Origin of the sequence: Thermogemmatispora onikobensis (assembly GCF_001748285.1) — a bacterium.
GTDB classification, from domain to species: Bacteria; Chloroflexota; Ktedonobacteria; order Ktedonobacterales; family Ktedonobacteraceae; genus Thermogemmatispora; species Thermogemmatispora onikobensis.
Genome location: NZ_BDGT01000004.1, coordinates 15,021 through 40,098, shown reverse-complemented (window position 1 = coordinate 40,098; position 25,078 = coordinate 15,021). Strand labels below are relative to the sequence as shown.

Genomic DNA, 25,078 nt, shown 5'->3' with positions numbered 1-25,078 from the left:
CTTAGTTAGCGCCTGCCTCGTGCTGGACGCACATCGCACAGGAAGGCTTTTGCTTCCTCGATACTGACATTGGGTTCCAGCACCATGTGGGTCAGATCGTTTGTGATGCTGCCCGTGGCCTTGCCCTGGAAGCCCCAATGGAAAGGCAAGCCGACCTGATGGACGATGCGCCCATTGAGCCGCAACGGGCGCAGCCGCCGCGTCACCAGGGCGCGGGCCTCGATCTCGCCCCGCGGCGTACTGATAATCACCTCATCGCCGTGGCGAATCTGGCGTTCTGCGGCCAACTCGGGACTGATCTCGACGAAAAGGGCTGGCTGGAGCGCGTTCAGCCAGGGCAGCCAGCGCGTCATCGGCCCGCTCAGATGATGCTCCGTCAAGCGGTAAGTAGTAGCCACGATCGGATAGCGCTCGTCGCCGACCGCTGCCAGCCGATTATCGGGTCGGTCGCGGAAGTAGCGAGCCACAGGATTGCTCTGGCGATGGTACAGCGGGTTGGCGATAGGTGCCTCCGCCGCCTCATAGTGCGTCGGAAGCGGACCATCCTTGAGGCCACTCGGCGCAAACAGCCAGCCCTTGCCATCGGGCTTCATGATGAAAGGATCGCTGCCAGCATGGGCGTCGATCCCGGTAGCGCCCGGCGGAGGCGTGTAGTCTGGCGGCTTGCGCAGCGGAAAGTCGGGAACATCGTAACCCGTCCACTGCTGACGCTCCTCGTCCCACCAGATGTACTTTTTGCGCTCCGACCAGGGACGACCCTGGGGATCAGCCGAGGCGCGGTTGTAGAGAATACGGCGGTTGGCCGGCCAGGCAAAGCCCCAGTTGGGGAAGGTATAGCCAGAAGGATCGCGCGACGCCGCCCGGTTTCGTCCCGGTGCTGGATAGACTCCGCTGTAGATCCAGGAGCCGCAGGCCGTGCTGCCATCGGCTTTGAGCACCGTGAAATCAGGCACATGCGGCGCCTCACGCAGACTATACTCCTTCCCATCGGCAGAGCGCGCATAGTAGCCGTTGATCTCCTTCAGCACCAGCAAGGCATCTGGTTCATCGAGAATACGTGAACCGGGTTCGGGTGTCTCGCGCTCGTAGTCCCAGGTCAGGGCCTTGATCGGCAGATCACGCTCGTAGGGACTATTAGCGTAGAGCGCCTTCAAGCGTTTGCCGAGGTGATAGACAAACCACAGATCGGAGCGCGCGTCGCCAGGGGGATCAACGGCCTTGTCGCGCCACTGCAGCAGGCGCTGGGTATTAGTGAAAGACCCCTCTTTCTCCGTGGAGGCAGCGGCAGGCAATAGGAAGACCTCGGTCTTGATCTGCCTGGGATCAATTGCCTCGCCCTCTGGACCCCGGTACCAGAAAGCCGCCGACTCGACCTCGTAGAGATCGCGTACTACCAGCCAGTCGAGCTGTGCCAGAGCCTTACGCTGCATGCGGGCATTCGTGCTACCGGCGGCGGGATTTTGGCCGAAGAGGAAGTAACCGCGCACCTTGCCATCGAGCATAGCGTAACTTGTGGCCAGATGAGAATGGTCGCCGATAATCTTAGGCAGGAAGCGATAGCTGCGCTCCCCGTTCTCCTCATCGGCGTAAGAGCCGTACCAGGCTTTCAACAGGCTACGGATATAGGCCAGCAGATTGGCCCACCAGCCTGTTTTCTGGCCCACGGCAGCGATATACTCGGCCAGCGTCTGCTGTGAGGGACCGACCGGCCTCATCTCTTCGCCGGCGACCGGTGCCTGCACTTCCTCTGCCCGGGGGCGCCTGGTTCCCTCTCCAGGAGCGAGCAGAGCCGCCGGTTGTGGCATATAGCCAGAGAGCAGATCGTAGAGCGTTGGGACATCGGTTGACCCCTGGATCGAGGCATGGCCGCGCAGAGCCATTACCCCGCCACCTGGGCGCCCGATATTGCCCAGCAATAACTGAAGCATAGCCGCCGTACGGATAATCTGCACGCCCTTCGATTGCTGTGTCCAGCCCACGGCGTAGCAGATCGCGCTTGTGCGCTCGCGGCCCGAATTGGCGACCAGGGTATCGACCACTTGCTGCCAGAGTGCGCGCGGCACTCCACAGACCTGCTCGACCAGCTCGGGCGTATAACGTGCGTAGTGGCGGCGCATGATCTGGTAAACACAGCGTGGATGCTGCAGCGTCGGATCGCTCAGCGGACGGCCCTCAGCATCGCGCTCGTAATCCCAGCTGGTCGGGTCATAGGTCCCGGTTTCGGGATCGTAGCCCGAGAAAACCCCATCGAGGTCCTCAGTATCGCGGAAATCCTCGCGGATCAGGGTGGCGATATTCGTATAGTGCAGCACATACTCCTGGAAGAAGGCCCTATTCTCCAGCAGATAGCGAATAATGGCCCCCAGGAAAACAATATCGCTTCCTGCACGAATGGGCACATACAGGTTAGCGAGCGCGGATGTACGTGAGAAGTGAGGATCGATGTGGATAACCTTGGCGCCGCGCTCTTTTGCCTTGACAACGTTGGCGAAGGCCACCGGATGGGCTTCCGCCATGTTGCTGCCCATGATCAAAATGCAATCGCTATTGACAAGGTCCTGTGGGAAGGTCGTGGCCCCGCCACGCCCAAAGGTTGTGCCCAGACCGGGCACTGTAGAGCTGTGTCATATACGGGCCTGGTTCTCGATGGAGACAATGCCCAGGGCGCCCGTGAAGAGCTTCTTCATCAAATAGTTCTCTTCTACATCGAGCGTGGCACCGCCCAGCGAGGCCATCGCCAGCGTATGATTGACCTCCCGCCCATCCGGGAGCCGCTCAACAAAGGTTGCATCGCGCGTCTCTTTAACCCGCAGCGCGATCTCCTCCATCGCCCAATCAAGCGACTTTTCTTCCCAATGATCGCTGTAGGGGGCACGATAGAGTACGCGCGTCAGGCGGCTGGGATTCACCGTATACTGAAAGGTAGCCGCCCCTTTGGGGCAGAGTGTCCCGTGGTTGATTGGGCTGTCTGGGTTCCCCTCAATATCGATCACCTGACCATCTTTCACATAGACATTGAGGCCGCAACCTACAGCGCAATAGGGACAAACGCTATGAACCACGCGCGCATCGCGAATGCGGGGCGCCTTGTAACGGCTCTCCGCGCTGAAGGGTTGGCGCTTAGAACCGATCTCCAGGGCCTCATTGGCCACCTCTTGGAGCGTCTTCACCAGCAGTGGTCGCGCTGCAGTTGCTTCTTCTGCTGCTTCGCGCTTCCTGGATGACATAGGCTCTTTCCTTTCCGTTCCATCTCCCGCGAGTCGTTTGCCGGGCTGCTCAGGCATGCTGAGTAGTATGGCATGTCGCTGCCGTCGGCAACTTCAGCGTCGTTGGTGCCTCCGACTGAGGAACAGAATCATTATGGCACGGGCCGGGAACGATTTCCAGTCCCGTTGAGAGGGGCCGCTCTCCCTGATTCTGGCTAGATAGCAAGGAGTTGGGAAAAAGGGTCTGCTTGCCGGTTTCCCCTCCTGGTACAATCAGCTACAGACTTGCTAAACCGGGCAGTAGCAGGCTATAGTAATCACATATTTGAACCGATCTAAAACACAGAGAGCTACCTTGATATACTCTGGGGATATATAACCTGCCCTGGAAGTAAATGTTGTAAGAAGGATTTAAAGGATGCATGGATAGGTCTCCTGAGCACAAGCACGAATCATCGTCGAAGAACAAGCGACGATTCTCTCTGAGGGCGTTCTGGAAGCAGAACCCCTGGCTGCGTCTGGTGCTGCCGCTAGTCTTAGTAAGTGCCGCGCTCTTCGTCCTGCTGACCATGCGTGTCGTGCGCATTCCCTTCATGGGGGGAACCACGCACGAAGTGCCGATCAGCGCATTGCTCGATATGGCCGACCATCACCGCCTCCAGAGTGTTCTGATCAGTGGCAGCGACGTCTATGCCCGCGATCGGAGCGGTCAGCAATACCATGCCTTGAAGGAGGAGGGGCAGACGCTGACTGACCTCCTGCGGCGGGACGGAGTCACCGTGACTGTCGATAACGGGCAGCATACGAGCTGGGGGCAGGGACTGGCCTATCTCTTCTTTGTCGCTCTCGTTGTCGGCGGAGCCTTCTTCATCCTGCGCCGGGCTGGTCCTGGAGCCTCGGCCCTACCTTTTGCCCGCTCGCGCGCGCGGCGCTTTCACGAGAGTCGTCCGTCGATCCTCTTCAAAGATGTGGCTGGAGTTGAAGAGGCCAAAGTTGAGCTAGAAGAGATCGTTGAATTCCTCAAGCAGCCCGAGCGCTTTCGGGTGATGGGGGCGCGTACGCCGCGCGGGGTCTTGCTCGTGGGAGCGCCGGGTACAGGCAAGACGCTACTCGCCCGGGCTGTTGCTGGTGAAGCGGGTGTCCCTTTCTACAGCGTCAGCGGCTCTGAGTTTGTCGAGATGTTCGTTGGCGTGGGGGCTGCACGTGTGCGAGATCTCTTCCGCGAAGCGCGGGCTCATGCTCCTTGCATCATCTTCATTGATGAGATTGACGCCGTTGGCCGTCAACGGCATGCCTCGGCGGCCAGCGGAAACGATGAGCGGGAGCAGACCCTCAACCAGCTGCTCGTCGAGATGGATGGCTTCGAGAAAAACAGCAGCATCGTGGTAATCGCCGCCACCAACCGGCCCGATGTTCTCGACCCAGCTTTGTTACGTCCAGGCCGCTTCGATCGGCAGATTATTCTGGATAAGCCAGATATTCGAGGACGCCTGGCGATTCTGGAGGTCCATGCCTGTGGCAAACCCCTGGCGGAGGAGGTTGATCTGCAGCACGTAGCGCGCCAGACGGCGGGTTTCTCTGGGGCTGATCTGGCCAATCTGCTCAATGAAGCGGCTCTCTTGGCGGCGCGTCGGCACCGTGACACTATCGGCAATGCCGAGCTAGAAGAGGCTATTCTGCGAGTGATGGCAGGGCCGGAGCGTAAAAGCCGCGTCATTACGGAAGCCGAAAAGGCCATCATTGCCTATCACGAGGTAGGCCACGCCATCGTCATGCGCTCGCTGCCCGGCGCAGACCCGGTACGCAAAGTGACGGCCATCGCCCGCGGCATGGCCCTGGGCATTACGCTTCAGGCGCCGCTGGAGGACCGCTATCTCTTGCGCCGCTCGGAACTCCTGGCGAAAATGGCCGGCGCGATGGGAGGACGCGCTGCTGAAGAATTGGTCTTCGGCGACATCACGACTGGAGCCAGTCAGGATATCGAGTATGTGACAGCGCTGGCACGGCGGATGGTCTGCGAGTTCGGCATGAGCGCCTTGGGAAATGTGGCCCTCAAAATGAATGAGGATGGCACTACCCTGATCAGCCCCGAGATGGCGGCCCGCATCGACGCCGAGGTCGCGCGCCTGGTAGAGGAGGCTCATCAGACGGCTCTCGACATTCTTCGCCAGAAGCGCGAGAAGCTGGTTGCTATCGCTGAGCGCTTGATCGAGGTTGAGACCATCGATGGTGAGGAGCTGGATGCCATGCTCTTTGCCGCGTGAGGGGAACGATTGCTTGCGATGACACGCACCTTTCTTGCTCTCGATCTCAGTCCAGAGCTGCAGACCTTTCTGGGACGAGCCATTGCCCGGGGCACGCATCTTTTACCCGCGGCGCGCTGGGTTGAGCCGACCTCGTTGCACGTGACGCTGGCTTTTCTGGGAGAGTTGAGTGATGAGCAGTTGGCACAGGCGATTGAAGCCGGCGAGGCCGCGGCGCGACAGGTGTCACCTTTCAGCTATCGCTTAACAGGACTTGGTACCTTTGGACCGGCCAGCGCGCCGCGCGTCATCTGGATGGGCCTCGAGGATGCATCGGGGCGGATGCGGGCCTTGCAGCAGACACTCATGCGTGAGCTGAAGGCGCGAGGCTTCCCTCCCGAAGAGCGCCCCTTTTCTCCCCATTTGACGCTGGCTCGCCTCAAGAGGCCGCTCTCACGTGAGGAGCAGCAGGCTTTGCAGCGCTTGCTCTACGAGATCCGCGTACCGGCTTCCCTGCCACAACATACCGTAGAGACCCTGGACGTCATGAAGAGTGAGCTGTCGCGAGCAGGGGCGCGCTATAGCTGCTTGCATCGTGCCCACCTTGTCAGGCCACACGATGAGAAGTAACTGGCACTGAATGATCTCAGTACCAGCTCATCTCTCGGTTTCGTTCGCTCCGTCTGCTTCATGCTGAGACCTGGCTCCCTCTTCTGCTGCGCAGGACAAGCGGAGAGGGAGCTGCCTTTCACCCTGTTGACTCCTCTCTTGGCAGAGCTTATCACGGAATAACGAGAGACCCGAGCAGCCTCCAGCCTGCCCTGATCGCTTTCACTGCTCTCGCCAAGAGGAGTAGAAAGCGATTCAGGGGTTGACAAACTCCAACGAGTGGTGTATCCTCTCAGACAGCAGGACCCGCTACGAAGAAGTGGCTCCAGTAGGGGGTAGGTGGAGAGGGGAAGAAGAGCAGGTACGGGGTTCGCACGACGACCTGGCAACGACGCCCGCAGTCAATTACCTCCGAGATGCCGCGCATGCTCTTATGATCTCTCTAGGTTGCAAGCTGGTGAGACAATCAGGTATGAGCCAGGCCAGCTGTCGACGGAGAGAAGCCAGCGCAGCAGGTTTGAGGCAACGATTAGCCTCTTACCGCTGAACGTCTCTTGCAAGCAAACTCTAATCTCTTTAGCTGTTGAGAAGGTTGTTTGGCGCAGAGGGTATCTTTCCCTGCTCTAAGCTGAGCAATCGCGCGGAGCGGAAGAAGTACGGAACAGCAAACACGAACGAAGGTCGCGAGATCTCTGTAGAGAAGGAGCCAGTGAGCATGTCAGCAGCGTGTCGTACCGGCAACCAGTGGGCCGAAGCGATGTCCTGGGCTGAGCAGCCTGCGATGGGCTGTCGCTCTGCTGCTGCTGCCACGATGCGTGGCAGTATGGGGCAAGCTACGGCTACGGTGACTGCCGTTGCTATGTCCGCTGCTATGATGGCTGGTCTCCTCCTTATTCTGAAAATCGGCGTCATGACGCCGATTTCTTTATTTGTAGCCCCTCTAGCTATTGCGATTGCCTCCACGCTCCTCCTTGTAGGGCTTGTGCTCCTTCTTATTGGCCTTAGCCTTACCCTTAGCGGGGTGGTAAGCCTTACGGGCCTTAGCCTTAGCCTCGTAACGCTTACCACGGGCCTTACGCCTGGCACGCCGAGAGGAGAGTAGCGGGAGCAACGACGCAACCCGATCCAGCGCAGGTAACCTAACGAGGGCCTCCCGGCAGGGCGGTTCCTCGTTTTTTATTGCTTGCAGGGCGTTTCGCAGCAGTCTCACTTACATTATCTGGTCTCAAGCGTCTATCAGACACAAATCGAATCGAGTCTAGCGAGCTATGCAGGGACGCCCCTAGGTTAAGGAGGAAGGTAGTATGACAACAACTGCGACGGTTACTCAGGAGTCAGGAGATGCCCGTAGGGCCAGTGCGCACGCCGCTGATGAAGCGCGCGAGCTGGCAGGTAGTCACATTCTTTGCGAGGCCCTGGTGCGCGAGGGCGTAGAGCTGCTCTATGGCTATCCGGGTGGCGCGATCATGCCTTTCTATGACGCGCTCCCCGCCTACCCGCGACTGCATCATGTGCTGGTGCGCCATGAGCAGGCCGCGGCCCATGCCGCCGATGGCTACGCGCGTGCCACTGGCAAGGTTGGCGTCTGTGTGGCCACCAGTGGTCCGGGGGCCACCAATCTGGTGACCGGCCTTGCCACCGCCTACATGGACTCAACGCCGGTGGTCGCCATCACGGGCCAGGTGGGTCGTCCCTTCATCGGACGCGATGCTTTCCAGGAGACCGATGTCCTTGGCCTGACCCTGCCTATCACCAAGCATAACTTCCTGGTCAGGCATGTCGAGGAGCTGGCGGATGTGGTGCATGAGGCGTTCCAGCTTGCCCGCAGCGGGCGCCCCGGTCCTGTGCTGGTCGATGTCCCCAAGGATGTCCAGTTCGCCAAGACCGTCTATCGCCCTGCTGCTTCCGTGCGCTCGATCGAACTGTACCGCGCGACGCGCGTGCCTCAACCAGCGCCCGAGGCCATTCAGCAGGCTGCTCGCCTCATCGCTCAGGCGCGCCGCCCAGTCATTATGTCTGGTCATGGCGTCATCCTTTCAAATGCCTATGCCGAGCTGCGTGCCCTGGCCGAGAAGGCCAACATTCCGGTGATCACCACCCTCCTCGGCCTGAGTGCCTTCCCAGTTGAGCATCCGCTTTTCCTGGGCATGCCGGGCATGCATGGGCCGGCCTTTGTGAACCGCGCGATTGGGGTCACCGACCTGATTATCGGTATCGGTTTGCGCTTTGACGATCGCGTGACCGGCAAGGTGAGCGAATTTGCTCCCCAGGCTCAGATCATCCATATCGACATCGATCCGTCGGAGCTGAACAAGGTCAAGCCGGCTGCCGTGCCCATTCTGGCCGATGCGAAGGCGGCCCTGGCGGCCCTGGTGGAGGCCGTGGAACCAGGCGATCACCAGGAATGGCTGAGCGAGCTGCGCCAGTGGGAGGCCGAGGAGCAGGAGCGAGCTCGCCGTCTGCGCCGTCCTGCGTCCTATCCCACGCCGACCGATATCCTCGATGCCATCTACGAGGTCACTGATGGCGAGGCCACGGTGGTCAGCGATGTGGGCCAGCACCAGATGTGGACAGCCCGTTTCTACAAGTGGACCCATCCCAACAGTCATATCACCTCTGGCGGCCTTGGCACGATGGGCTTCGCTCTGCCGGCGGCAATGGGCGTCAAGATGGGGCGGCCCGAGGCCACGGTCTGGGTGGTGGCCGGAGATGGTGGCATCCAGATGAATATTCAGGAGCTGGCCACCATCCGCGATGAGGGCGTTGAGGTCAAAGTGGCCATCATGAACAATGGCTACCTCGGTATGGTGCGCCAGTGGCAAGAGTTTTTCCACCAGCGTAACTACTCTGAAACTCCCATTAGCAGCCCGGATTACGTCAAGCTGGCGGAAGCCTATGGCCTGACGGGTATACGAGTAGAGCGGCGCGAAGATGTCCAGGCCGCCGTGCAGCAGGCCATGCAGACCCCTGGCACGGTCATCATCGACTTTGCCATCGAGGCCGAGGCTAACGTCTACCCAATGGTGCCGCCTGGAGCCGCCATCACCGATATGATTATCGAGCGTGAATAACGGGCAGGTTGTGAGGACAGACGGAAGGACGGGATCAGACATGACAGAGCAGGCTATCGCCTCAGCGCGTGCCGGGCAGGCGGATGCCCCCCAGGGAAGCGCGCGCCTCTACACCCTGGCGCTGCTGGTCGACGATCGCCAGGGTGCGGTTGATCGGGTGGTCAATGTGCTGCGTCGCCGACGGGCCAACATGCGCACCCTCGTCGTCGGCCCGAGCGAAGAGGCCGGAGTGGCACGGGTCACTGTGGTCGTTGACGATGCCGAAGTCGGCGTCGAGCACCTCTGCGAGCAGTTGCGCAAGATTGTCGACGTTCGTCAGGTGCTCCTCTTCCCGGCTGGGCGGGCGATTGAACGTGAGCTAGCGCTGGTCAAGGTCAACTGCACCGCTGCCAACCGCAGCGAGATCATCGAACTGGGCCAGCACTTTGGGGCGCAGGCCGTCGACCTTGCGCCCGAAACGCTCACGCTGCAGGTTACCGGCAAAGGTGAGCAGGTGGAGCAACTCCTGGAACGACTCCAGCCTTATGGCATTCGCGAACTGGCGCGCAGCGGTTGTCTGGCGATTGCGCGCGATGAATAGGAGGAGAAGCAGTCAATGGCGAATATCTACTACGATGCAGATGCCAATCTTGAGCTGATTCAGGGCAAGCGTGTGGCGGTCATTGGCTATGGCAGCCAGGGCCACGCTCATGCCCTCAACATGCGCGACAACGGCTGCAATGTCGTAATTGGCTTGCCAGCAGGCAGCAAGAGCCGCGAGAAAGCCGAGGCTGATGGACTGCCAGTCATGACGACCGCCGAGGCGGCGGCGCAGTCCGACATCATCATGCTGCTGATCCCTGATCAGTACCATCGCGAAGTATTTGAGCGCGATATTCGTCCTGGCCTGGCCCCGGGCAAGATGCTGATGGTCGCCCACGGCTTCAGCGTCCATTATTCGCAGATCGTGCCGCCTCCCGATATTGACGTCGCGATGGTAGCCCCCAAAAGCCCCGGCCATATGATGCGCCGGCTCTTCACCGAAGGCGTGGGCGTGCCAGCCCTGTGGGCTGTCCATCAGGATGCGACCGGGCAGGCGGAAGCCCTCACGCTGGCTTATGCCCGCGCCGTTGGATGCACCCGTGCCGGCGTCCTGCGCACGACCTTCGCGGAGGAGACCGAGACCGATCTCTTTGGCGAACAGGCTGTACTCTGTGGCGGCGTGACGGCCCTGATCCGCGCTGGTTTCGAGACACTGGTGGAGGCTGGCTATCAGCCCGAGGTGGCCTATTTTGAATGCCTCCACGAGATGAAGCTGATCGTTGACCTGATGTATCAGGGCGGCATGAGCTATATGCGCTACTCGATCAGCGATACTGCCGAGTATGGTGACTATGTCTCTGGCCCGCGCATCATTAATGAGCAAGTACGGAACGAGATGCGTAAGATCTTGCGCGAGATCCAGGACGGCACCTTTGCAACACGCTGGATTCTGGAGAATCAGGCTGGGCGCCCGGCTTTCCAGGCGATGCGCCGCGCCAACGCGCAGCACCAGATCGAGCAGGTCGGTAGCGAGCTGCGCGCGATGATGCCCTGGCTCAAGCCTGTAGACAAGCGGCCTGAAATTGCGGGGCCGACCAAGAAGTGAGGAAAGGAGCAGCCTGAGCTGGCTCGCCGGTGACGAGCCAGCTGGCCTGACCGCCGGCACGCTCATCGGCTTGCCTGCGCTACGGGTGGCGAGACGCCGACAAATGGCCTCTCGTCATCCGGTGAATGGTCACAAGGAGGAACAACAGCAATGGAAGATCCTGCGGTAATTCGCGTCTTTGACACAACTCTGCGTGACGGTGAACAGTCGCCTGGCGCCACCATGACAACCGAGGAGAAGCTGCAAGTTGCTGAGCAGCTCGTGCGCCTGAACGTCGATATCATCGAAGCTGGCTTTCCGGCTGCTTCACCCGGAGACCTGGCGGCGGTGAGGGCCATTGCGCAGCGTGTGCGTGGCCATGATGTGGCCGTCGCCGGCCTGGCGCGTGCCAATACCCAGGATATCGACGCGGCCTGGGAAGCCGTCCGCGAGGCGGACCAGCCAGTGATCCATGTCTTTCTGGCGACCTCTGATATCCACCTGAAGTATAAGCTGAGGATCACGCCCGAGGAGGCCCTGGAGCAGGTCAAGACCATGGTGGCCTATGCACGCAATCTCTGCCCGCGGGTCGAGTTCTCGGCGGAAGATGCCACCCGCAGCGACTGGGACTATCTCTGCCGCGTCTTCGAGCTGGCCATCAAGGCGGGCGCCACGACGATCAATGTGCCCGATACGGTCGGCTACGTGATGCCGCATGAGTATGAGATGCTCTTCCGCTACCTGCGCGAGCATGTGCCGGGCATGGAGAATGTGGTGCTCAGCGCCCACTGCCATGATGACCTCGGCCTGGCCACGGCCAACACTCTGGCGGCGATCCGCGGCGGCGCTCGACAGGTGGAGGTGACCATCAATGGCATCGGTGAGCGCGCTGGCAATACGGCGATGGAGGAGGTGGTCATGGCCCTGCGTACGCGCCCGGATGTCTTCCAGGCCGATACGCGCATCAATGCCCGCGAGTTCGTGGCGGCCAGCCAGCTGGTCAGCCGCCTGACAGGTATCCCTGTGCAGCCCAATAAGGCCATTGTGGGCCAGAATGCCTTCGCTCATGAGGCCGGCATCCATCAGGATGGCGTGCTGAAGAATCGCTTGACCTACGAGATCATGACGCCACAGTCGGTCGGCTGGGACGATACGCGCCTGGTGCTCGGCAAACATTCCGGACGCCACGGCCTCGATGCCCGCCTGCGCCAGCTCGGCTATCGCTTGAATGCTGAGCAGCTCAAGAAGGCCTATGCACGCTTCATCGCTCTCGCCGATGAGAAGAAGTATGTGACCGACGACGATCTGATCTATATCGTCGAAAGCAGCCTGGAGACACCTTCGGCGATCTAGGGTCGCTGCTACCCTGCCCTGCCCTGGCTTGTCGGGAAGAGCACCTCTCTCCACTCCCGCCCCGACTGGCCAACTGGCAGACCAGACAGGACCAGCAACGGTCAAGAGAGAGCTTCTGGCCCGCAAGGGTGTGTCCGCCAGAGGTTTCAGCGGCACGCCCTTGCGCCTTCTTCCTTTTTTCTCTACCATGCTCTTATTTACGCGTGGGACGGTTCTATGGCCCCTGCGCTTTGCCTGTATCGATCGAAGGAGTGAGGTCGTGACGCAGACACAGAGTTCTCAGGAAGCCACACCACAGAAGGTCTCGATTCAGGACCCGCTTGAGGGCTACGCCTTCTTCGAGGGCCGCATTGTGCCCATCGCTGAGGCCAAGATTAGCATTGCTACCCATGCCCTGCAGTACGGTACTGCCTGCTTCGAGGGAATCCGCGCCTACTGGAATGCCGCTCAAGAGCAGCTCTATGTGCTGAAAATGCGCGAACACTACGAGCGGATGATGCATTCATGGAATGTAATGCGCTTCAATCTCCCCTATTCGATGGAGGACTTGGAGCGTATCACAGTTGAGCTACTGCGGAAGCATAACTATCAGCAAGATGTCTATATTCGACCGATTGCCTATAAGGCTTCGTTGACGGTCAAGCCGCGCCTGACTGGTCTCAAGGATGAGTTTGCGATTTATACCTTTGGCATGGGCAACTATGTCGACATCGAGTCGGGCTTGCGGGTCTGCACGTCAAGCTGGCGGCGGGCCAACAGCAATGCCATGCCGGTGCGGGCCAAGGTGACAGGGGGCTACGTCAACAGTGCTCTGGCGACCGAAGACGCTCTGGCCAGTGGCTTTGATGAGGCGATCATGCTGACGCACGATGGCTATGTCTCCGAGGGCAGTTCCTGTAATCTCTTCATCCTGCGCAACGGCAAGCTGATCACTCCGGCCCCCTCTGAAGACATTCTTGAAGGCATCACACGCAATGCGCTGATCCAGCTGGTGCGTGATGAATTTGGCATGACTGTCGAGGAGCGGCGTATTGATCGCACGGAGCTGTATGCCAGTGAAGAAATGTTCCTCTGCGGGACTGGCGTCCAGGTTTCTCCGGTGATCAGTGTCGACCACCGCCCGATCGGTAGCGGGCGCCCTGGTCCTTTTACGATGAAGTTACAAGCCCTCTATCTGGCGGCCTGTCGTGGCGAGAACGACAAGTATCGTCATTGGCTGACACCCGTCTACGAATAGGGAGAGAGAGGCGCTGTGGAGCTGGGCGGGGGAGCCTTGCCCTTCTTGTTGCCTGTCTCGCTGGCCTGGGCTAGAGCGAGCGGTGAACACGGGGGGAGCCATCCCCCTCGCTCCCAGGCGCACCTTATTGGCGCCGTGGCTACTGACGAGTAGCCCAAGTGCGTGGTACAATAAAAGCCACTCTTCTCCGCTGACAAAGCGGACAGAAAGGAGATGCTGAGAGCAATGGAAGGTCTTGCAGCTGAAAGACAGGAGGCCCGTGGCGATGGCACCGGTATTTCCTGTCGCTTTCACTGTGCTCGTACCGGCCACCTCGGCTAACCTGGGGCCGGGTTTCGATAGCCTAGGTCTGGCTTTAAAGCTTTACAACCGCTTTGAGGTTGTAGCGAGTGGTAATGATCCGCAGCGTCCTGTCATCCAGATCGAAGGGAGTCTGGGGGCAGGTCTTCCCACAGGTCCTGAAAATCTCTTCTTCCGCGCTTTTTCCTCGGTCTTTGCTGCTAAAGGAATAGAGCCGCCGGCGGTACGCATTCGTATGCTGATTCACATTCCGCCAGGGGCTGGACTGGGTAGCAGTGCCACTGCTGCCGTGGGTGGTGTGGTGGCGGCCAGCGAATTTCTGCGTCTGCGGGGTCTGACGCTCTCTGAGCAGGAGGTGTTGGAGTTGGCGGTGGCCAGCGAACAGGGAAGGCATCCTGACAATGTGGCCCCGGCCCTCCTGGGCGGGCTGGTGGCGGCCACGGTCAAGGACGGCAAGATTCATGCGGTCAGGACTCCCTTCCCGGATGCCCTGAAGGCGGTCATCTTTACTCCCTCGTTCTCAATGGATACGCTGGCTGGGCGCAGGCTGCTTCCCCCCAGCTATCCCAAGGATGATGTGACCTTCAATACTGGGCGTGTGGCGCTGCTCCTCTCGGCTCTGCAGGCGGGGCGCTATGAGTTGATCGGCGAGGCAATGCAGGATCGCCTGCACCAGCCCTATCGGCAAGCGCTCTTTCCTGCCATGCCCGATATTATTCAGGCTGCGGTGGCTGCCGGGGCCCACGGTGCCTGTCTTTCTGGCGGCGGTTCTTCTTTAATTGCTCTTGCAAGTTCGCGCTTCCAGGAGATTCTGCGCGCGATGCAGGAGGCTGCGCGTGCCCGCGGCGTGGAAGGAACCGGTATGATCCTGCGGGCCGATAAGCATGGGGCGCGGGTGATCAACCCTCGCCATCAGCGAGTGCGCCGTCCGCGCGCTCGTTACTATGAAGATCAATTCTGCTGGTCGCCTGCCCGACCGGTAAAGGAGGGGCCGCTTGGACGCTAGCGTTGATCGTCAGGAGGAGATCCAGCTCACCTTCTCTGTCCGCCAGGCGCTGGAGGAGGTGCGCCTGCGCTGTGTGGCCTGCCAGGCGCTCTATCCCGTGCTGGAGCCGGGGCGGGCGGCGCGCTATCGCTGCGATTGTGGAGAGGTGCTCGACGTCGAGATCCCTCTCCACTTGCCAACGTCGCTCGTCTTTCAGGCCGGGACCTCTCCGCAGGAGCATGATGAGGCTGCCGCCTGGCGGCGGCTCTTCGCGGAGCGGGCTGCACTCGTGCCAGGTGCGCCAGGCGCTGCTGTTTCGCGGCGCAGTGGTGTCTGGCGCTATCGCGAGCTGATTCTGCCAGTCCCTGAAGAGGCCGTTCTCTCGCGAGCGGAGGGCAATACCAGGTTGTACGCAGTGGGCAGTGATCAGCAGCAGGAGACCCAGGCCTGCCCTGGCCTGCGGCGCATCGGAGACTATGCTGGCCTGGCCCAGCTCTACCTCAAGCATGAGGGAGAGAATCCTACAGGGAGTTTCAAAGACCGCGGAATGGTGGTGGGTGTGACGATGGCGCGCCTGATGGGGGCGCGAGCCGTTGCCTGCGCTTCAACTGGCAATACCTCGGCTTCGCTGGCCTCCTATGCCGCGCTGGCGGGCCTGCAGGCGCTGGTCTTTCTGCCCGCTGGTCAGGTTGCAGGCGGCAAGCTATCGCAGACGCTGGCCTATGGGGCGCACATGGTGCAGATTAATGGCGACTTCGATGCCGCCATGCAGCTCGTTGAGCAGGTCTGCGATGAGCTGGGCATCTATCTACTCAATTCGCTCAACCCTTTCCGCATCGAAGGCCAGAAGGCGATTGCCTTTGAATTGCTGCAGCAACTCGACTGGCAGGCCCCCGACTGGCTGGTTCTGCCCGCCGGCAATCTGGGGAATACCTCGGCTCTGGGCAAGGCCTTCCGTCAGGCGCGCGATCTGGGTCTGATCAGCCGCCTGCCGCGTCTGGCCGCTATCCAGGCTGCCGGTGCGAACCCCTTCTACCTGAGCTACCGCGAGAGCTTCGCCCGTCGACATGCGGTCCGGGCTCAGACGGTGGCGAGCGCAATTAAGATCGGAAATCCAGTCAGTTACGCCCGTGCTCGCCTGGTGATCGAGGAGTGTGCGGGCCTCGTTGAGGAGGTCAGTGACCCAGAAATCCTAGAAGCGAAGGCCGTTATTGACCGCGCGGGTATTGGCTGTGAGCCTGCCTCTGCGGCAACTCTGGCCGGCATTCGCAAGCTTGTCAGGGCTGGTATAATCAAGCCAAATGAGCGCGTGGTTGCTATCCTCACCGGCAATTTGCTCAAAGATCATCAGACCGGTGTCCCGCGCGCCGAGACGGTCATTATTGACCCTGATCTCGCCAGTGTCAGGAGGACACTTGATGCGCTTGGCCCCCTTACCAGCCCATCATCAGGGAAGGATGGTTTCACAGCACCAGGGAGGCTCTGAGCGGCGGCGCCTCTGGGAGTCGTGGTCGTGGCTGTTGAAGCCGGAAGTCCCGGGCCTGCTGCTCCTCGCATCGGCCTTGCGGCTCTACGGTCTCAATCGGACCGAGTTTGATGACGATCAGGCCACGCTCTTTCGGATGGCCTACGATGCTGTCCATCAGGGCCTGCTCCCGGTCACTAGCAATACTGGCTCGATCGGGGCCCAGCATCCGCCCGGCGTGGTCTATTTGTTCATGCTGCCTGCGGCCTTGAGCGCTAACCCGCTCTGGGCCGCTGTGCTTGTGGCCCTGCTTAATGTCCTGGCTGTCCTGTTAACCTATTTCTTCTTGTACCGCTACTATGGCCGCCTGGCAGCTGTAACTGGCTCCTTTCTCTACGCTTCTGCCGTATTGCCAGTGAAGTATGCTCGTTTTATCTGGCAGCCCAATATAGCCGCTCCTTTTGTTGTGCTCTTTCTGCTGGCGCTCTTCCGCGGCGTGGTAGCACGGCGGCAGGGGTGGTTCGCGTGGGCTGTGCTCTGGTTGGCCCTCCTCTACCAGGCCCATGAGGTCAATCTTTTGCTGGCGGCTCCGCTGCTGCTCTGCCTGGTGCTCGCTCCCCAGACTGTGCGTTGGCGCGATGCCCTTTTCGCTCTCCTGGCCCTGCTGCTTGTTTTTACTCCATCGTTGCTCTGGCTGCTCGTCTCTGGCCTGCATGATCTACGCTCTACTCTTAGTTTCTCTAATCATCAGGCCGGCGGCCTCTCTCTTCAAGCTCTGCGTATCTATCGCCTTTTCATCATTCCATATGATCAGCTTCCTCATCGTAGCGATGCAATCCTCTTGCCACTCCACCGCCTTTTCTCTTGGCTCAAGCTGGCGATGCCTGCCCTGCTGATCCTGGCCGCCCTGTGGCTGCTGGTCGTGCTTGTGCGCCGACAGGCTGGCCCGGCTGCCGAGCAGGCGGAGTCGCAGGGAGCGGCGGAGCCTGGCCGCTGGTGGCCACGGCTGCGTCAAGCTTGGGAGAGCTTGCGCTCGGATGGCCAGCGTTGTGGAGCGCTGATTTTGCTTCTCTGGCAACTTTTCCCTCTTCTGGTCTTCTTGCGCTATGGAGGAGAACTACACACTCAGTATTTGCTGCTCTTGATGCCGGGGCCATTTCTCTTGATTGGCATCGTGGTGGCACGGGGCTGCCAGTGGCTGTATCAGCGCGAGGGCTGGCTGCAGCGTCTGCGTCTGGCCGGCTATCTTCTGGTGGGGCTGCTAGTGGTTGCTCAAAGTCTGGCCTCGGCTGTCAGTGTCCTCGATGCTCTGGAAGGGCACTTTGATGATCGCGCGTTCCAGCCCTATCCGTACCATAATGATCTGGCCTCGCTCCAGCAGGCTCTGGCTGCTACTGATCAGCTCGCCCAGCGCGAGCATCTCTCGCGGGCCTATATCACGGTAGATGACGCCACCCGCACGGCTCTCTTCTTCCTCAGCCGCCAGATGCAGACGCCGGTCTCTCTCTTTGATGCCCACTGTCTGCTCCTGCCCACGGAGCGTACGGTCATGCTCGTGGGGCCTTACGATTCCTGGGTTACGGCTCTATTGGAGCGTTTTACGCATGCCACGCTGGTAAGCAGATTACCGCGCCCAGGGGGCCTACCCTTCTCTCTCTATGTGATCGAACCTGAGACGCAAGGAGCCACTTCTGTCCAGGCTGCTCCTTGGAGGCTTGGCGCACTAGAGGCACTCTCATCGCAGGCTGTGCCCCTCACTCTGACCGAGCGCTCTCAGACTACCACCTGGCTTGTCTCACCCTGGCGAGTCATGCAAGAGGCACAGCCTGTCCTCAATACGACCTATGCCTATCGCTTCGTGGCCACTGCTGGGGCCTCGTCGTCTCAAAGCCTCGCAACGACCTGTACTTTTAACCGCTTACAGGCGGGGGAGAGGCTCCTCGTGACCTTCAGCCTGGCTGATATGGAACCGATTCCCAGCAGCCTACTGCTACGTATCTGGTCCTACCGCACTGTCTTTTATATGCCAAATTATGGTCCGCTGCATCTAGAGACCTCTATATCGAAAGAGATAAATTTGCATCTGCTGCAGACAGTGGAAGGACTAACCCAATTTCCACTGTCGGTGAGTAGCGGAATTGGAGGGTGATCAGCGAGGGCCTGCTGAGGTCCTGGGCAGGAAGCCTGCACACTTGTGGCGGGGCCAGAGGGGCCGGGAGGCGGCAAACGTACTGGGTCTACTGAGGGGCTGGCTCAGTAGCAAAGCCCTGGCGCTGCTGCCTTCTGGCTGTTACAATGGTGTCAGCAAAAGAGTAGCGACACTTATCCTTGACGGAGGCACTGCTGAACTGCCCGCCCGCGCTGTTCGCTAAGCGGAGACCGGAGCAGCGCCGAGTTAGGCGAAAGGGGGGAAGAAACAAAGACGGGACGGAACAGCAGCGTGCCTGGCACCGCAAACATGGAAAGAAAGAATCGCCGTTTCCAATGGATACCGCCCTGGGAGATGCCAGCGGACCCCATCAAGGCGGTCTTCTGGTTCCTCTACTGGCTGCTCCGGGTAGTGGTTCGCTTCTACTGGTTCCCCCTACTCGCTGGTGTCATCTATGAAAGCCTCCTCAACGGCCTGATTGGAGGAGGCATCACTCTACTGCTTGGGCTAGTGCTCTGGGTGGCCCTCTTCGCTGTTCTCAAAGTTGTTGAGCTGCTCCGCGGGGTGGCGCAGGTGCTGGCCACTGTCGAGCAACTCCAGCGCGAGTTAGGCTTTGTCGAGGATGATTCCCCCTCTCGACCTGGTGAAGGCGAGACAGGCGGCGAACCGCGTGTCGTTGAGGGCACCATTGTTTACCTGGATGAGAAGCGGCGTGAGCGAGAAAGCCGGCCCGGAGCTAACTAGGGGCCTGGTCTATGGGGGGCCAGAGTCGAACCTGGTCAGCTTGGCTAGACCCGACCAGGTTCTCTTTACTGAGGAGGGGCCCGGTGAGGTGATCAGCGAGCGGTTTCGCTGTCTCTGCCTCTCGCTCAGGCCAGCTCAGGATTAGCCTCTTTCCAGGCCAGCCAGGCCGCGTCATCGGGAGCGGGCACGTAGGAGCGCAAGAGCAGCCCATGACCCTCAAGAGAGTAAGGACCAAGAGCAGCGGGTAGCACGAGGCTTTGACCGCGCCCAAAGCTCAGGCGCTGCTGCAGCGAGGGGCCATAGTGGATTGTTGCTTCGGCTCCCAGCGATGACAGGATCTGGCAGCTTCCCATCGTCTGATCGCGAGCCTCTCCCTTAAGCGCCAGCTCGCGCATCACAAAGTAGCGACAGGCAACCAGACAACGCTCCTCGTACCCCGGTCCGCCAGCCAGGGTTACCGGGCGAACCTTAATCCGTGCCGAAGGCCCGTAATGGGCCACGTCCAGCGCGCGCTCAACGTGTAGCTCGCGGGGCTTTCCTTCGGCGGTCAGGCGCCCATAGTCATACATGCGGTAGGTGATATCAGAATATTCCTGGAGTTCGTAGAGCAGGATACCTGCACCGATGGCGTGCACCGTTCCTGCTGGAACAAAAATGACATCGCCGGCCTGAACAGGCTCTTCATGAAGAAGTTGCTCTAGCGTTACCTGCTCGATAGCCGCAGCCACCTCGGCACGGCTGGTGAGGGTGGCAAAGCCGTGGACAATGGTCGCGCCAGGCTCCGCGGCCAGAATATACCAGCATTCCGTTTTGCCGAGCTTTCCGCCCTCATACTGAGCGGCGTAAAGATCATCGGGATGCACCTGCACAGACAGCTTCTGATGAGCGTCAATGAACTTGGCCAGAAGGGGGAAGCGTGGACCAAAGATTGCCCCCGCCTGGGGGCCGAGGAGAGAAGGCCCAAGCTCTGTCACCAGCTGACCCAGCGTGTTCCCAGTGTAGGGCGGATTCTGGGCCAGCGTCTTCACCTCAGTCTCCCAGGCTTCACCGATTAGCTTCGCCGGAGGCAGCTTTTTCCAACCATCCTCTTCCAGGCGCCGCCCTCCCCAAATTGTCTCATGGAGCGAAGCTTCCAGGAGGATCGGGTGAACGCTCTCCACAGCGTAAACTCCTCCTCTAACATCGTCATAGCTGACAGCTAACGGCTGCTCTCGCGACGTCCTGGCAGCCGGAGCCGGACCACGGTCAAAACCGCAGCTGGTCCGCGGGCAAGCGCAGTTGAGATCAGCAACGAAGGGGCCTGGCAGCAGAGGCTCTCACAGCTGTGAGCAAACGAGACAGGGTCTGACCACCAGTGCCTGGCATCTTTGGTGACCGATCGATAGCGCATCTGCTGTCAAGGGTAGCACCCTCGTCAGGAGCTGTCAAGGTCGAAATAGGGCCTGACGAGCCTGCCGGGCCTGCCTGCGAGTTGGGGCTAGCGCTGGGATTGGAGTGCATCAGGCCCAAGAGCGAGCACAGTCAGGCATTGCCAGCCACTCCTTTCTGGCTCTCCTGTCAGAGACCGCCGGAGCGATGAAGAAGAGAGGTAGAGAAGGAGAGGAGCGCCTGCTTACTTAGCTCTCTGGCTCAAATCAAATATCGGGCATCTCGGCCCAGCGCAGCAAGTAGCGCGTAATCGCCTCAATTGCTGGCTCCTCGTAGCCGCGCATCAGGTGGCGAGCCCCGGTGATCACCTTGATGCCCTTGGGGCCTTTCTGCTGCTCAACGAAGGGCTCCAGCTTATAGAGCGGACAGACCTCGTCGAACTCGCCGGTCACAAAGAGCTTGGGGCGTTCAAACTGGCGAGGTAAGCCGCCGATGGCTCGGAAGAGTGGCAGGCTAATTGCCACCACTGTGCGGATGCGCGGATCGTAGGGGGCATACTGCAACGCGATATAGGCGCCGAAGGCGTGACCAATCACACAGAGCTTAGCGGGATTGACCCCAGGCTGAGCCAAAACAAAGTCGATAGCGCCAGCCAGATCCAGCGGCTCTAAGCGACCATCGGTCTGTTGTCCCTGGCTACGGCCAACGCCACGGAAATTGAAACGCAGGGCGATCAGACCTTGTTCGGCCAGGCGGCGTGCCAGGAGCAACGTCAGTACATCCTGCATATCGCTACTGGCTGGCTGAGGATGGCAAAGCACAGCGGCGGGGGCCTGACGAGCCTGGCCGGGATAATGGAGAATGCCCTCTAGCATGAAAGAAGGCTGTCCCTTGCTGGGGAAAACCACGCTGCGCTCGGTCGGTGCGGAGGATATGGCCATAGGCTCCCCTTCAAGACTGGCTAGATGTTTCTCGCGCCTGAATGGGCGCTTTTATCTTAGCGCAGGCCGGGCGGCACGTCAACTGCAAAACCTGGAAATCCTCTCTCAACGAGGGGTCTCGTGGCTCGTTCGTTTGCCCTCAGCCCAGCTCCTCGCTTCTTCTCTCAAGCGACCTCATTGAGCAGGCCGAGTCGTGTTCTGCTGAGCCAGGCGCAGAGTGCGATCTGTAAGAACCCGCCTGATCAGGAAGCAGAAGCGGCTGAGTTGGCGGCGTCGGCACTCCAGAGCCTGTGACTGACAATCAGACAGGCCAGGCTACGAGGACATCGTGACACTTGTTGGTAGAAGGAATAGCCTTCCATCGTCTTCTGTATAACGTGACAAGAACATTTGGTAGAACTTTCTTTGCAGATCCATCTAGGGATATTACACTGGATCGTGCAGACAAATGTTGAACTTTCTCGTGCTCAGGTGGATGATGAAAAATTCATCTCTGATGTGTTGACACTGCTTGCTTTATGTGCTAGCGTTTAATATGATGGGGCAAGCAGGTATGGTGCTGTTGCCAGGACTCGTGAGGAGCAACGCGGGTCCAGCTCCACAGGGCTCCAGGATCTGATGGCCAGGCCGAGGAAAACGAGAAGCCGCCGCGCACCGGTGGTGGGGAGGCTTCCGTCCGTGCTCAAAGTCGCTACGTTGGCTGGCTTTATGGGCGGTGGAGTAGAGGGGAAAACATTTGCAACTCTACGTTATTTGCTCTGTTTGCTCTGTGCTCTTGCTCATGCGCGCTGCCTTATCGAAGAGGGGAGCAGAGATAGCGGTGGCGGTGCATGAGTTCTAGCTCTAGTTCTAATCCTAGTCCTCGCCCTGTGCCCAGGGAGCTGCTCGTTTGCCCTATCGTCAGGGGTCGTCAGTGGCCAGGGTCTATGATTTGTGACAACCGATCCTGCCTGGAGAAAAAAGGCGGTGAGCAGGTTGGTGTGCGCAGAGGAAGCACTCATGCTCACCCCGGGCAGCGAACCTGGAGGTTTCTTACACAGATACCTCTGCACCTCTGTCACACCTTATCACATAGGGCTGTTTTTGTTCCTGTGAGGATCAGGTGTGAAAGGTAAAATGTGCTTTCGTTGTGCTAGTGAAGCGTAGAGGCAGGAGCACTTATGGGCAATGTATTGGTCGTCGAGGACAACAGTCTGATCTCTCGCATCCTTCAGAAACATCTGGAAAGTGATGGAGATCATACGCTCACTGTCCTTCACGGCGAGGATGCTGTCCAGTTTGCGCTGCGCAAAATGCCTCAGCTTGTCATTCTCAATATGACAGGCTCAGACAGTGATGGCGAGCGGTTCATTCAGCGCCTGCGCACGCATGCGCGGACCATGTATATTCCTATCATTGTCGTTAGTGCCGCAAGCGACCCCGGTGCTAAGGTGCGTGCGTTCCGCATGGGAGTAGATGATTATATCGCCACTCCCTTTGACGCCGAAGAGTTTCTGGAGCGTGTGCGCACGCAGTTGCGACATGTGCAGCAGGTGATGTTATCGAGGCTCATCGACCTTCCTGGGGCGCTCCAGGTTGAAATGACTATCAAGTGCAGGCTTGCTAGCCAGGAGCCGTGGAGCCTCCTCTACCTCGACCTCGATAATTTTAAAGCCTTCAATGATACCTATGGTTTCCTTGCTGGCAATGAGATGATCCGTCTGGTAGGACGCATCTGCCGTCGCGTGGTCTGTGAATATGGCAATCTAGAAGATTTCGTGGGCCATGTTGGGGGCGATGACTTTGTCGTGGTCACCACGCCTGACCGGGCTCGCCTGCTCAGTTGCCGCATCATTGCGGCCTACAAAGAGCTGAGCCAACCGTTCTATCGGCCTGAAGACCTCAAGCGTGGGACGATCAGCGGCGTGGACCGCAAAGGGCGTCCTTATCAGTTCCCGCTCGTCTCGCTCTCGATTGGCATCGTCAACAACCAGCCTTATCTGACTCACAGCCTGCAGGAAATCAGCTATCTGGTCGCCGAAGCCAAGCGCAACGCGAAGCGCTCCAGTGATAATATTTATTACATCTCGTCATCTCGCGACGTCGCTGACTGTTTCGTTGATCAGCCCCTTGCCTCTGCTCTCCCTCTCCCGGCCAGTGCTGTCAGTGCCGCCGTTCTTCCTTTCTCGACTCTCAGCTGGGAGTGGGAGCTGAGCAGGCGTGAGCTGGTTCATGCTTTCAGCGGCGAGGAGGCGCGCAGCGACTATGAGCTGCGTCTGCGGCCCTAGGAAGGAGCGGAAAGAACACTATAGCTGACTGGCTGATGCTCTCTTCCGCTTCTGGCCGCTGCCTCCTCTTGGGGCTCTGTTTTCTTCGAAGGATCATGAGCCCTGGCTCGCTGAGGGGCGATAGAGGAGCAGATCTTTGATGGTTCGGAGTCGGAGCTGCCCATGCTGAGTGAGCCACAGAAGGGCAGAGAGGCGTCTCGTGCTCATCATCCGCTGCTCTTCAGGAGAAGAAAGGACGGCTGAGTGCTTCTACTATGAGTCTGTCGGAAGAGTTCTTTGACGCAGATGCTCAGCGTCAAGCGCGCCGTGAAAACGCGCGGCGCATTATGCGGGAGAGCGATCTTCCCTCGCTCTTGCGCCGCCTCGATCGCGAGTTGCTCAAGGGGAGAGGGCGCTTTGAAGAATACGATACGCTCGTGCTCCTCAAATGGGGTTCGGGGTATACGGGACGTCATATTTGGGTGGAAGTGGTTGAGGATACCATCCGCTTCCGCTTGACGCCTCACCGTATCTGTCCCAGCCAGGTTCCCCTCTGTGATGGGGAGTATCACATCTTTACGCCTGCCATGTGGCGGGATCGTGCCCTGCTCTGGTCTGAGCTTCAGAAGTACTATGCCAGGCCGGTGGCCGAAAGCTCCAGTGACTGAGGAGTTCTCTCCTCGTGGGCCGCGGTCGGGAGGAAGCCATTAGTCACTGTCGGGCCGGGCCAGGTCGCGGACGCGAGCCAGCGCCGACGGCCTCGCCTCTGATTAGCGGCAGGGCCTGGTGCTTCAGGTGTGGCCCTGGTCCTGTCCTGGCTCTCTCCTCCCCTTGCTAAACGGAGTGACTGCAAGAAAAGGACCAGAGAGAGGCATCAGGGCTGCTCCAGGGCCAGCATCTGGATGAGAGCCGCCTGGTGCAGCTGCAAGCTGAAGTTCTGGTAGCCTGGCTGAGTATAGAACTCCTCCTGCTCGATCTCGCTCGCCCAGGTGAGAAAATTGAGGAAGACTGTTCCCCAGCGATAGGCTGGCTCTCGACTGGCGTCCTCCCTATCTCCTCCGGCTCGCGTCCTGCTCTCTTCCTCCCCGCGTGCCAGAAAAGCCGAGGCCATCAGCAGTTCTGCCGCCTGACGGTGGAGGCTTTCTAGCCAGCGCTGCTCGATTGCCTCAGCCTGCTCTGGTTGGACCCGTGCCAGCAGTGCCACGGCCAGAGTAGGAGTCACTGCCGGGCGTACATAGCCCCAGATAGAGCGCATGGCCCACTGCTCTGGGGTGTCCATGAGCTGAGCGCCTGCCATCTCCTGTAGCAGGCGGGCGGGGCTGCAGCGATCGCGCACCTTTTGCCAGACCTCCTCATTCTCCCAGGTGGTGAGCAGCAGGTGATAGCGCCTGTCGCGGCTGGTGTAACTGCGTACGCCCAGCAAGCCGGGGGTTGGACGCAGAGCGTCGGTTACTTGCCGCACTTGCGTCTGAGCGTCAATTTCGTAGGCTGGCCTGATATGCGCCAGCGTTACAATGAGTAGCTCCATTACTCAGCTCCCCACTTCTCCTAAGCT

General features: G+C 59.8%; 18 protein-coding genes. 13 read left to right on the top strand and 5 right to left on the bottom strand.

The features are described 5' to 3' along the window. Positions 1 to 5 precede the first annotated feature (5 nt). On the bottom strand, positions 6 to 3,170 hold the full coding sequence (locus BGC09_RS02860) for a molybdopterin-dependent oxidoreductase (protein WP_439959662.1): 3,165 nt from the start codon (positions 3,168 to 3,170) through the stop codon (positions 6 to 8). Positions 3,171 to 3,628: 458 nt separating this feature from the next. On the opposite strand from BGC09_RS02860, the gene ftsH reads away from it, so the two are divergent. Next, positions 3,629 to 5,470 (top strand): ATP-dependent zinc metalloprotease FtsH, encoded by a 1,842-nt coding sequence (gene ftsH / locus BGC09_RS02850; protein WP_069801906.1) that lies wholly within the window; start codon positions 3,629 to 3,631, stop codon positions 5,468 to 5,470. Positions 5,471 to 5,488: 18 nt separating this feature from the next. Further along, complete coding sequence (thpR, locus tag BGC09_RS02845; RefSeq protein ID WP_069801904.1) at positions 5,489 to 6,079, top strand: RNA 2',3'-cyclic phosphodiesterase; 591 nt, start codon at positions 5,489 to 5,491, stop codon at positions 6,077 to 6,079. A 271-nt stretch (positions 6,080 to 6,350) separates the two neighbouring features. Here thpR and BGC09_RS23345 read toward each other — a convergent pair whose 3' ends face one another. Then, positions 6,351 to 6,485, bottom strand: a complete 135-nt coding sequence (locus BGC09_RS23345) for a hypothetical protein (protein WP_275935487.1) — start codon at positions 6,483 to 6,485, stop codon at positions 6,351 to 6,353. 877 nt (positions 6,486 to 7,362) lie between these two features. On the opposite strand from BGC09_RS23345, the gene ilvB reads away from it, so the two are divergent. The 9 genes from ilvB (at position 7,363) to BGC09_RS02795 (ending at position 18,968) form a co-directional block, all read left to right on the top strand. Continuing rightward, the gene (gene ilvB / locus BGC09_RS02835) at positions 7,363 to 9,129 is read left to right on the top strand and encodes a biosynthetic-type acetolactate synthase large subunit (protein WP_084657879.1); all 1,767 of its coding nucleotides are present in this window, start codon (positions 7,363 to 7,365) and stop codon (positions 9,127 to 9,129) included. A 40-nt stretch (positions 9,130 to 9,169) separates the two neighbouring features. After that, positions 9,170 to 9,709, top strand: coding sequence for an acetolactate synthase small subunit (ilvN, locus tag BGC09_RS02830; RefSeq protein ID WP_084657878.1), 540 nt, complete (start codon positions 9,170 to 9,172; stop codon positions 9,707 to 9,709). A gap of 15 nt (positions 9,710 to 9,724) precedes the next feature. Continuing rightward, positions 9,725 to 10,756, top strand: a complete 1,032-nt coding sequence (ilvC, locus tag BGC09_RS02825; protein ID WP_069801900.1) for a ketol-acid reductoisomerase — start codon at positions 9,725 to 9,727, stop codon at positions 10,754 to 10,756. A 150-nt stretch (positions 10,757 to 10,906) separates the two neighbouring features. Next, positions 10,907 to 12,088, top strand: a complete 1,182-nt coding sequence (locus tag BGC09_RS02820) for a 2-isopropylmalate synthase (protein WP_069801899.1) — start codon at positions 10,907 to 10,909, stop codon at positions 12,086 to 12,088. 259 nt (positions 12,089 to 12,347) lie between these two features. Further along, a complete protein-coding gene (locus BGC09_RS02815) occupies positions 12,348 to 13,325 on the top strand; it encodes a branched-chain amino acid transaminase (RefSeq protein WP_218103942.1) in 978 nt (325 codons plus the stop codon). A gap of 265 nt (positions 13,326 to 13,590) precedes the next feature. After that, positions 13,591 to 14,631, top strand: a complete 1,041-nt coding sequence (gene thrB / locus BGC09_RS02810; RefSeq protein WP_069801897.1) for a homoserine kinase — start codon at positions 13,591 to 13,593, stop codon at positions 14,629 to 14,631. Further along, positions 14,621 to 16,096 carry a threonine synthase gene (gene thrC / locus BGC09_RS02805; RefSeq protein ID WP_218103941.1) on the top strand — a complete coding sequence of 492 codons (1,476 nt, stop codon included), beginning with the start codon at positions 14,621 to 14,623 and terminating at the stop codon, positions 16,094 to 16,096. Before thrB ends, thrC begins: the two co-directional genes overlap by 11 nt. Beyond that, a complete protein-coding gene (locus BGC09_RS02800; RefSeq protein WP_069801895.1) occupies positions 16,068 to 18,224 on the top strand; it encodes a glycosyltransferase family 39 protein in 2,157 nt (718 codons plus the stop codon). Before thrC ends, BGC09_RS02800 begins: the two co-directional genes overlap by 29 nt. 309 nt (positions 18,225 to 18,533) lie before the next feature. Then, a complete protein-coding gene (locus tag BGC09_RS02795) occupies positions 18,534 to 18,968 on the top strand; it encodes a hypothetical protein (RefSeq protein ID WP_141727606.1) in 435 nt (144 codons plus the stop codon). 125 nt (positions 18,969 to 19,093) lie between these two features. On the opposite strand, the gene BGC09_RS02790 is transcribed toward BGC09_RS02795, so the two are convergent. Continuing rightward, a complete protein-coding gene (locus BGC09_RS02790; RefSeq protein WP_069801891.1) occupies positions 19,094 to 20,128 on the bottom strand; it encodes a type I phosphomannose isomerase catalytic subunit in 1,035 nt (344 codons plus the stop codon). Positions 20,129 to 20,602: 474 nt separating this feature from the next. Next, positions 20,603 to 21,277 (bottom strand): alpha/beta hydrolase, encoded by a 675-nt coding sequence (locus BGC09_RS02785; protein ID WP_069801889.1) that lies wholly within the window; start codon positions 21,275 to 21,277, stop codon positions 20,603 to 20,605. Positions 21,278 to 22,437: 1,160 nt separating this feature from the next. On the opposite strand from BGC09_RS02785, the gene BGC09_RS02780 reads away from it, so the two are divergent. Together BGC09_RS02780 and BGC09_RS02775 are read left to right on the top strand one after the other, a co-directional pair. Continuing rightward, a complete protein-coding gene (locus tag BGC09_RS02780; RefSeq protein WP_069801887.1) occupies positions 22,438 to 23,544 on the top strand; it encodes a GGDEF domain-containing response regulator in 1,107 nt (368 codons plus the stop codon). Between the two features lie 254 nt (positions 23,545 to 23,798). Next, positions 23,799 to 24,191, top strand: coding sequence for a hypothetical protein (locus BGC09_RS02775; protein ID WP_069801885.1), 393 nt, complete (start codon positions 23,799 to 23,801; stop codon positions 24,189 to 24,191). Positions 24,192 to 24,397: 206 nt separating this feature from the next. On the opposite strand, the gene BGC09_RS02770 is transcribed toward BGC09_RS02775, so the two are convergent. Next, positions 24,398 to 25,051 (bottom strand): hypothetical protein, encoded by a 654-nt coding sequence (locus BGC09_RS02770; RefSeq protein ID WP_069801883.1) that lies wholly within the window; start codon positions 25,049 to 25,051, stop codon positions 24,398 to 24,400. Between the last annotated feature and the right edge of the window lie 27 nt (positions 25,052 to 25,078).

What these genes read in the sequence shown, in the direction of transcription:
- ftsH (WP_069801906.1), top strand. Translation starts at nt 3,629, where the DNA reads ATGGATAGGTCTCCTGAGCACAAGCACGAATCATCGTCGAAGAACAAG.
- thpR (WP_069801904.1), top strand. Translation starts at nt 5,489, where the DNA reads ATGACACGCACCTTTCTTGCTCTCGATCTCAGTCCAGAGCTGCAGACC.
- BGC09_RS23345 (WP_275935487.1), bottom strand. Translation starts at nt 6,485, where the DNA reads ATGCGCGGCATCTCGGAGGTAATTGACTGCGGGCGTCGTTGCCAGGTC.
- ilvB (WP_084657879.1), top strand. Translation starts at nt 7,363, where the DNA reads ATGACAACAACTGCGACGGTTACTCAGGAGTCAGGAGATGCCCGTAGG.
- ilvN (WP_084657878.1), top strand. Translation starts at nt 9,170, where the DNA reads ATGACAGAGCAGGCTATCGCCTCAGCGCGTGCCGGGCAGGCGGATGCC.
- ilvC (WP_069801900.1), top strand. Translation starts at nt 9,725, where the DNA reads ATGGCGAATATCTACTACGATGCAGATGCCAATCTTGAGCTGATTCAG.
- BGC09_RS02820 (WP_069801899.1), top strand. Translation starts at nt 10,907, where the DNA reads ATGGAAGATCCTGCGGTAATTCGCGTCTTTGACACAACTCTGCGTGAC.
- thrB (WP_069801897.1), top strand. Translation starts at nt 13,591, where the DNA reads ATGGCACCGGTATTTCCTGTCGCTTTCACTGTGCTCGTACCGGCCACC.
- BGC09_RS02800 (WP_069801895.1), top strand. Translation starts at nt 16,068, where the DNA reads ATGGTTTCACAGCACCAGGGAGGCTCTGAGCGGCGGCGCCTCTGGGAG.
- BGC09_RS02795 (WP_141727606.1), top strand. Translation starts at nt 18,534, where the DNA reads ATGGAAAGAAAGAATCGCCGTTTCCAATGGATACCGCCCTGGGAGATG.
- BGC09_RS02785 (WP_069801889.1), bottom strand. Translation starts at nt 21,277, where the DNA reads ATGGCCATATCCTCCGCACCGACCGAGCGCAGCGTGGTTTTCCCCAGC.
- BGC09_RS02780 (WP_069801887.1), top strand. Translation starts at nt 22,438, where the DNA reads ATGGGCAATGTATTGGTCGTCGAGGACAACAGTCTGATCTCTCGCATC.
- BGC09_RS02775 (WP_069801885.1), top strand. Translation starts at nt 23,799, where the DNA reads ATGAGTCTGTCGGAAGAGTTCTTTGACGCAGATGCTCAGCGTCAAGCG.
- BGC09_RS02770 (WP_069801883.1), bottom strand. Translation starts at nt 25,051, where the DNA reads ATGGAGCTACTCATTGTAACGCTGGCGCATATCAGGCCAGCCTACGAA.